Genomic DNA, 8,110 nt, shown 5'->3' on the forward strand with positions numbered 1-8,110 from the left:
GCGCCAGAATCCCTGATGGCACCCGGAAAGCCTTCTGCTTGCCGACCGACCGAAGGCCGTGGCCCTCCCAGGTCGAGACGCGACCGGGGGCCTGAGCCGTGTCCGACAAAGAACACCATGGCGCAGGGAGCGGGCAGGCACACGCGAGCCGCAGTCGGCTACTGGGCTATCACGGCGTGATACCTCCCAGAGCGGACCGCCCGCCGCCAGGCGTCCGCGAAGAGGTATCGGTGCCTCTCCGACGCGAAGTCGAGGAGGACCAGCTTGCTCTCGAAGCAGTAGCTTCCGTCGTACGGGCTGTGTCGGGGGAGAGCATCGGCAGAGTGGAGTGGAAGGCCGCCACCCGCAGCGGCCAGCCCTCGAAGCCGGGACGTCGTCGGTGAAGTAGAGGATTTGGGCTTCTCGGACTCGCCCGGCGTAGACGCCGATCAAGTACCTGTCCTTGAAATCGGCAGGATTGTGGCCGCCAATGACAGCCTGTGTGCCGATGAGAATTGGGACGCGGCGGATGGGCCTTGTCCCGGATCAAGCGGGCAAGGGCCTCGAGGTTCGGGCTAAAGCCCGGAGCGGCATCTGATCGCCGGAGGGACGGGCTCGGCCCGGAGCTGAGGCGACCTGTGCGCCGATGGCAACTCGACGTGCCTTCTAGAAGGGAGGGTCGTTGGGGCCGCGAGTAGCTCGGGTGGCGGCGTCACGGCGTCGGCTGGCCGCATGGAGTTCGGAGATGGATGGCATGTTGGTGATCGCTTCGGCCGCGCGTCCTTGCTTGATAAGGAGCTCGGCCACCTCCCACGTTGGCACGTCGGCGGGGGAGCGGAGCAGGGCGAGGGCCTCTTCGACGTGTCCCGACTGCTCCAGGAGCCAGGCAATACTGGCCGTCAGTCCGTACAGGTCCGATGGCAGAGTCGCGGCATAGGCGAGAGCCTCCTCGTGCCGGCCAGCCTCACCCAGCAGCCACAGCCGGTTCGTGTGGAACCAGGACGGGTGCTCTTCGATGAACTCGGCGTCGCGCTCGTCGAGAATTGCCATGGCGTCGTCAAGGCGTCCGGTTTCGAACAGGAGGTGGATGATGCTTTCGAGGAGGCAGGCATCGTGGTAGTCGAACGTGGGGCGTCCCACCTCCACGGCCTCGTCGATTCGGCCCTGGCGGCTCAATAGGTCGATCAGGGGCCAGCGCACGCGGTCCGGATACTCGGCGGAGTCGATGAACTGCCGCAGGACAGCTTCGGCCTCCTCGGCCTGTCCGCGGTCTTCGAGGGCTTTGGCGTAGTGGGGGAGAGCGGTGTGTGCATGCTCTCCAGTGCCCAGTGCACGCAAGTCCTCGATGCGCCCATGGCGCTGGAGGAGTTCGGCATAGGCGACGAGAGTGTTCTGGGTCAAGAAGCGTCCGGCGGCTATGTCTGCTCCGAGCACCTGGACAGCTTCGTCGACGCGACCGGCACGTTCCAGGACCTGGGCCTGAAGTTCCTGCGCATTGCTGGCGTCGAAGCTCCATCGGCCCTCGGCGCGGGCGCTGCCGGCCTGTTGGGCTTTCGGCGCGATCAGTTCCAGTATTCGCTCGTCGCGGTCCTGTCCCTCGGTCAGCTCGACCAGGGCGGACAGCAGCCACGCCCGGTCTAGGCGCGGTGCGAGGACGGCGATCGCCTCATCCACCTGCCCAGCCTTGACCAGCAGTTCAGCGAAGTTCCGGCACACATTCTCTGGCTCTTGCGTCACGTCGTCCGGGCGGACCAGGTCCAGTGCCTCCTGCGCCCGCCCCTCCTGTAGCAGGATGTCGGCGCTCGCCCAGCGCGCCAGCCTCCAGCCGACCTCGACAAACGGCTCCATCACGGCCAGAGCCCGCTTGAACTCGCCGGCCCTGCACAGCTCGCGCGCTGCCGCCTCGGCGCAGAACCACTCCCCACGCTCGGCTGCCACTCGAATCAGCAGCTCCAGCTGTCCTTGCTCCAGCAAAAGGTTGACCAGCCTTGGCGGGACGCCGCCGTTGTGGCGTGCCTGCCACTCAAGATCATCAACTTCCACAGTCTGAGCGTACGGGCGACCACTGACACTCACCGAAGTTCAGCAGCCAGACATTCAACCGGGACGCGGGGGACCGACCGTCGCGCTCAACAAGCCAACTCAGCCTGGTCCAACTAACGCGCCAAGAACGCGTCTTGATTGGCAATCGCTCGTTGTTCTGGGCATGGACATAGTTGTACGCCTGGTGCTGACGGGCTGTGGGAGATCTTCCAGGACATGGCGCCTGAGCCTCTGGTACGTCCCCAAGGTGATCACGATCGATATGGGCTTTGCTCCTGCTCGACCGCAAGGTGCAGTTTGGCGGTGAACCCGGTGTTCGCCCTGAGCACTAAGGCGGCGATGGCGGCACTTGGGTTGCACCCATCGCACCCAAGCTCGTCTCAGTGAACTCGTCGAGGCTGACCTTCGCCAACCCCGACCTGCGGGGCCATCGTGGACCGGCTTACCTTCAGCGGCAACACCGTAGAGACCGGAACCGAGGCTTACCTGCTTGGCCACCACCCGCGCCGAGCAACAGAAGGCAGCTGAGTACGGGCCACAAATCGCTGAGAAGAACGAGTGATGACGGGTTCCCCGGCTCAACTGGCCGAGGAACCCGTCATGCACCTCGCGAGCCTCATGCCTTGGGTAAGTGCGCGTGCCAGCCTCTACGACTCCCCAGACCGCGGTGGTGAGTGTGAGGACACCGAAGCCGGCGTCCCCGCCCGTCCTGAACGCGTGGGGGAGGTCTGCTCCGACTGCCTGCGGCAGGATTCCGATGACCAGATCCGCAACGGTGTGGCGAGCAGCAACCCCATCAGGGCGGACAGAGCCCACCGTGTCGATCTCGACGAACTTCCGCCTTGCTCCAGACCGTGCTGCGAGGCTTCGTTCGGGATGAAGCGGGCGCTGAGCGAACCACAGCCTGCTAGGCGCCCTCCTTGCCGGACGTCATCGGTCCTCAGCTGGCCCACCGCACAGGCGCAGAATTTGGTGAGTGGACTGAGCATCGCCTGGCGACAAATTCGGCAGAGCAGTCGTAGCGTTCACCCGGCGGGCCCAACTTGCTCCCATTTCGAAGACGGAAAACGCCTGTGTGCCCTCCTGGCGGCCTGTGAAGTCGCTCAAGGTCCAGTCACACCCGTCGCTTCGCGATCGGCTGTCAGTGGGCCCATTCTGCGGTTCAACTTATGGGCTGTTTGAGAGAAATACGATCTCTGTGCCGCTTTGGGAAGCGTACTGTCATCGGATGTCGCGCACTGAGGATCGTCTGGGTGAGGCGGGTGCTGAACGCACTCATCTCAATCGAGATGGCTCTTGTGCTTCCATCAGCCGTGAAGGCCGTATACCAACCTGGCCTATCATCATGTGCCTGACAGATCGTCGACTCTCGAGAGGCGCCACCGATCATGCGCATCACCCGTCTCGCCATCGCTGTCCTGGCCACCGTGCTCGGCTTCTCCGGGGTGCTCGTCACCGGCCCGAGTGCTGGCGCCGCAGCCCAGGCTGGTTGCCAGTACAAGGTCGTGTGGCCGACCGCCGGGGTATACGAGAACCCCAGTCCGAACAGCGTCGTCGTCAAGACCAAATACGTCGGCGACATCGTCGGCGCATCGACATGCGAGGGCGCGTCCTACAACGAGTACGGCTACGTGCTCGTCGCTACCGACGCGGCAGCAGACGGACGGGGCTGGATACGCGTCGGGGCGGTCGTCTCCATCTGACAACCGCCCAGCCCGCCGGAGTGCGGCAGCGCATGGCGGCTGCCGCTCACCGGCCCACAGCACACCACCGCTCGTGCCAGCGGGGCTGCGCAAGGATTTGCCACCCAGCTGGCCGACGAGTGGCTGCGCGCAAGCAAGATATTGCAACTCATTGCTGACGCCGGATCGAAACCGCCGCAGGGGCGGTGCACCGACACGGCGGCGTTCGTACCTCTCACCACTTGTTGCATCAACGGTTGGCCGTGACACCGCGGGGGTTCCGGCGCGCCTGGACCAGTTGCACGACTACGGGGTTGTCGTCATCTGGCGCGCGCAGAAGGCTGATGGCGGCCACGGTGAAATCGTGATCGATGAGTAGCTGGGTCCAGAGCTCTGGCGCGAGTACCCACATACGAACCGGAATGGGCTTCTGGTCCTTAAGGTGGATGGTTGCCAGCCGTGAGTCCACCGTCGCAGAGGGCACCTCGGCATCCTGACCGGTGTGGAGGGCGCAGAACACGAGCCGGGCGCCGTCTAGGAGTCCATCCCGCAGGGCGGCCAGGACCGGCCGGGGGTCCGTGCAGGCGAGGGTGTTGATTGCGTACGCGACGTCATAGCCGTGCTCGTGGCGGAGGTGGTCGACAACGTCGCGGTTCACGAAGCGCACGTGAGGTTCGTTGGCGAAGTGACCTACGGCGCGCTGGTGTTGGGTGGGAGACAACTCGACAGCGTCTACGAAGGCGCCGTGGGTGCGAGCGAGGTGGACGCCGTGATGGCCAGGACCGGAGCCGATATCGAGCACTCGCCGCCCTTGAAGTGGCCCGAGGACTTCGTCACCGGGGCCCACTCCGTCCCAGAAGCACCACCGGAGTTGTTCTGGAACGGGCGGCATGTAGCCCCGGTCGAGCTGCACCTGTCCGTAGTGGGTCCAGCTCTTGACCACGTCCCGGTTGTTCACTTGATCCTCCGTCATCGCGTAGTGCCGCGCTGGCTCAAGTATCGAGTGGAGAAGCGCGTCGTGTGCTGCGTTGGCGAGCACCGCCCGTATTGGTAGGCATACCGCCTATCCGGCCTTGCCGGGCCCTCCGGCGCAGGCCCGGAAAGCCGCATCGAACTCGCCGACGTACATCGGTCCAAGTGACCGTGTCCGCGTGAGGAGTTCAGCGTTGACCGGGCATGGGGGCTTCGCCGTGGATTGTGTCGGATGGCCTGTGGGAGCGGCTCGAGCCACTGCTGCCTCGCAGGGAACGCCGGTTCAGGCACCCGGGCTGCAAGCAGTGCGCTGAGCCGATCAAGGAACAGTAAGCGCAGCGACACCAAGCTCAGGGCGCGGGTACCCCTGTATCTGCGGGGGGCCGCCGCGGCGTGCTTCATGGCGCGCAGGACACGGGCCAGATCGTCCGGGGCGGCGGCAAGGCGCACGGGCGTGCCCCGTGGCCCTGCGGGATTCCAGCAGTGATGACGGCTTGGAATTGTCGTCCCCTGACCGGACCAGGGTATGTCGCCGTGAGGACGTGGCGGAGGGTGACGCGTCCCGTTTGAACCAGGCGGCGACACCGGGGGCTCCTACGCCGACCGGCGCGCTTGCTGTTGCTCGGAGGCGCATTCCATTTGCGGCAGCCAGCGGCGCGGGTGCAGTTGTCAGGCGGCCCAGCCGATGGAGGACACGTTGGCGTACATGTCGTATTCGGAGCCGATGTCCTGGATGATCTCGTCCCAGATGGCGTCGAGTTCCTGGAGGTCTTCGTCGAGCCAGGCGTCGACGGCGCGGTCCCATACGCCACGGACGTTGATGCTGCGGCTGGTCACGTCGCGCTGGTGCTTGCGGTCGACGCGGGACTGGTCGACGGGGTTGATCTCCACGCGGGTGCCGCGGCCGTCGTTGTTGAGACGGTGCTTGAGGTCGGTTGCCACGTTGCGGCGGCGCATGTCCCAGTAGGCGGTGTCCAGACGGGTTCGGTTGGCCTTGTTGGGGGTGCGTTCATCGGCGAGCCAGGCGATGAGGGTGCGGGGGGAGACGTGGATGCCGGCGCGGTCCATGGCTTCGTATCCGGCATCGGTCTTGGTGAGGTAGCGCAGGCGGGCGGCGAGGCCGCGGTCGCTGTCCACGGGGGAGGCGATACCGGTGACCATGTGCTCGATGGCCGCACCGAGGGCCTCGGCACCTGGGACTCCGTGGGCGTTGAACATGCCGAGGTCTTGCCAGCGGCCGGCCATCAGCGGGCAGCCTTGCCGATGGTGTACTCGCCGGAGGCCTTGGCCTCACTGTGCTTGATCTTCATCTGGGAGACGCCGCGGCCTTCGGGGAAGACCTGGCGCCAGTCGCCCGTGACGTGGAGTTCGTCGGTGCCCATCATGCTGATGATCTCCAGGCCGGCCTGGTGGGCTTTGTAGGCTTTGCCCCAGAGGTTGGCGTAGGCCTGGCTGTGGATGATGTGCATCCAGTCAGGCCGCACCATCTCGCGGTTGTGGATCGACTCGCCCATGGTCGAGATGAACTTGGAGTACATGGCCTTGATGTACTCCAGGGTGAGACTGTCGTCTTCGACGAGGGCGGTCTCCCGTGCGGCGGTGAGGGTCTTGCGCAGGGCGTCGAGGAAGTTCTCCGTCGCGCCGGACGTCCACGACTCATGGATGACCGGCGCATCGATCAGCCCGTACTTCGGACCCGAGAGGCGCTGCAAGAGGCGGAGCGTGGCGTTGGTGACCCACAGGGCGCCGGGCTCGTCACGGTCACCGATCGGGTCCGGCAGATGCGGGTGCTCCCACGGCGCCGGAGTGATCAGGTGCACCCCGGACCGCTTGGGCTCGACACCAGCACTTCCGGTGCTGTGCTCCAGCTTGCCGATCGGCAGCCAGCACTTGAGCGCGGACAGATAAGCGGCATTCACATCGAGGGCTGTGACCTTGATGTCGCCGGGCGCCCGGAGTGAGTAGTCGGGGTGGTGGAAGCGCGGCCTTGCCTCCCAGATCTGATCCGGGTCCTTCTTCGACGGCTTCTTCAGGATGTCGGGCAGCGCCGGATATGCCGTGTAGTCGTAGCGGCCGGTCGCGCGAGTCTCGCCGAACAGCGCCATCACGTCAGGGATCGCACGCTTGATCAGGGCCTTCAGCGCCACATCCACGTCTCCGCCGGCGCGCTCCAACTCTTCGTGCACGGCGCGGCTGATGAGACCGGTGGTCTCCTCCTGGGCGCGGGCGGCAGAGCGAGCACGGCGCTCCGGCCGTGCCGCCATGGGCACCGGTGTCGGCGAGACCGGGGCTGGAGGAGGGGAAACCGGTTCTGCGACGGTGGGCGTGGGGGAGCCGGCGGCTTGGGTGGTGGGCTGGCAGAAGCCACCAACGTGCAAAGGGCGGCCATCGGTGGACTGGTAAGTGGTGACGACGCCGCAGCGAAGGCAGGGGCCGGGCGGGCCATGCACGGCCAGCCCGTCGTTGCCCCGCAGCGTTTCAGGGGCGGGGACGAAGGCAGCCGGCGTCGGCTCTGGCGGGGTCCCCGCAGCGGCAGCGATCTGGGCCGGATAGATCTCGCCGAGCCCCTTCAGCAGGCGCAGGTACTCCAGGCGAGCAGGCGGCTGCGGATCGGACGTCCCTTCCTCCCAGTTCGCGATGGTTGAGCGTCCGACGCCCACAGCTGCAGCGACTTGGGCGCGCGAGAGGCTGGCCGCCTCGCGCAGACGCCGACGTTCGGCAGGGGACGGCATGGATGCCGTCAGGCGAGCTTCCTCCAGCAGGGCTTCCACGCCGCTCAATCCTTCACTCATACCCTTACCCTACAGTGATTGGACGACTATTGGGCAACTATTGGACATCAGAACAGTGTGACGACGGAGGGCGCCTGATATGGGCATGGCTGCTGCAGCGAGGGCAGTTGGCCAAGCGAGAGTGGGCGATTGATGGTGACGGGTTCCATGAGGTGCAAGGCGGAACATGCGTAGCGCGCCGCTTTGTCATGAAGGACGGGTCGCGACCTATGGGCAGTCGCCTTCCCATACCCACCGGTCCGTCGAGAATGGCCATGGGTCATTGGCTGCGGGCCCGTACATGGCTCGGCCGCCCGGCCCGTAGGCGCCGAGGTCAGTCCGGGGCGCGACGCCGGTTCCCCGGTCCGAGTCGGTCCACCCAGTCACGTCGATGCACCGTCCGTCGAGTGGACCGCCGAGCAGGGTTACGAACTCTTGGGAAGGTTGCGTCGTCATGGTCGTCAGCCTGACGAGCAGCGCGGGCTGTTGTCCCGGGAACCCCCGGACGAGTCACAGACCCCGGGGGGTTGCTCCCTTCCGCTCGTCTGCCGAGAGACCACACTGTGGGCACCCGGAGCCGTCCCCGCGATTCCACCCGGGAACCTGTACAGCCGGAGGCCTTCTGCCATACGGGCCCGGCCGGGCGAGCAAGGGGTGCAAGGG

At 66.1% G+C, this 8,110-nt stretch carries 5 protein-coding genes and 1 pseudogene; 2 read left to right on the forward strand and 4 right to left on the reverse strand.

Annotated elements, in window-relative coordinates; all coding sequences use genetic code 11:
- Window positions 1-645: 645 nt before the first annotated feature.
- Complete coding sequence (locus ACFWFI_RS38145) at window positions 646-2,022, reverse strand: tetratricopeptide repeat protein (protein WP_387399667.1); 1,377 nt, start codon at window positions 2,020-2,022, stop codon at window positions 646-648.
- Between the two features lie 1,388 nt (window positions 2,023-3,410).
- Here ACFWFI_RS38145 and ACFWFI_RS38150 point away from each other — a divergent pair.
- The gene (locus ACFWFI_RS38150; RefSeq protein ID WP_387399669.1) at window positions 3,411-3,725 is read left to right on the forward strand and encodes a glycosyltransferase; all 315 of its coding nucleotides are present in this window, start codon (window positions 3,411-3,413) and stop codon (window positions 3,723-3,725) included.
- Window positions 3,726-3,954: 229 nt separating this feature from the next.
- Here ACFWFI_RS38150 and ACFWFI_RS38155 read toward each other — a convergent pair whose 3' ends face one another.
- The gene (locus ACFWFI_RS38155) at window positions 3,955-4,743 is read right to left on the reverse strand and encodes a class I SAM-dependent methyltransferase (protein WP_387399671.1); all 789 of its coding nucleotides are present in this window, start codon (window positions 4,741-4,743) and stop codon (window positions 3,955-3,957) included.
- Window positions 4,744-4,892: 149 nt separating this feature from the next.
- Here ACFWFI_RS38155 and ACFWFI_RS38160 point away from each other — a divergent pair.
- A pseudogene (locus ACFWFI_RS38160) lies at window positions 4,893-4,982 on the forward strand (IS5/IS1182 family transposase); the annotation flags it as partial.
- A gap of 363 nt (window positions 4,983-5,345) precedes the next feature.
- On the opposite strand, the gene ACFWFI_RS38165 reads toward ACFWFI_RS38160, so the two are convergent.
- Both ACFWFI_RS38165 and ACFWFI_RS38170 read right to left on the reverse strand, forming a co-directional pair.
- A complete protein-coding gene (locus ACFWFI_RS38165; RefSeq protein ID WP_387399674.1) occupies window positions 5,346-5,921 on the reverse strand; it encodes a transcriptional regulator in 576 nt (191 codons plus the stop codon).
- Window positions 5,921-7,468, reverse strand: coding sequence for a helix-turn-helix domain-containing protein (locus tag ACFWFI_RS38170; RefSeq protein WP_387399676.1), 1,548 nt, complete (start codon window positions 7,466-7,468; stop codon window positions 5,921-5,923). The genes ACFWFI_RS38165 and ACFWFI_RS38170 overlap by 1 nt, the downstream gene beginning before the upstream one ends.
- Between the last annotated feature and the right edge of the window lie 642 nt (window positions 7,469-8,110).

It is taken from the genome of Streptomyces sp. NPDC060209 (genome assembly GCF_042728155.1).
Classification (GTDB): domain Bacteria; phylum Actinomycetota; class Actinomycetes; order Streptomycetales; family Streptomycetaceae; genus Streptomyces.

Bases quoted from the DNA above. Each gene is read 5' to 3' on its own strand.
- ACFWFI_RS38170 (WP_387399676.1), bottom strand. From the start codon at position 7,468: ATGAGTGAAGGATTGAGCGGCGTGGAAGCCCTGCTGGAGGAAGCTCGC.
- ACFWFI_RS38150 (WP_387399669.1), top strand. From the start codon at position 3,411: ATGCGCATCACCCGTCTCGCCATCGCTGTCCTGGCCACCGTGCTCGGC.
- ACFWFI_RS38165 (WP_387399674.1), bottom strand. From the start codon at position 5,921: ATGGCCGGCCGCTGGCAAGACCTCGGCATGTTCAACGCCCACGGAGTC.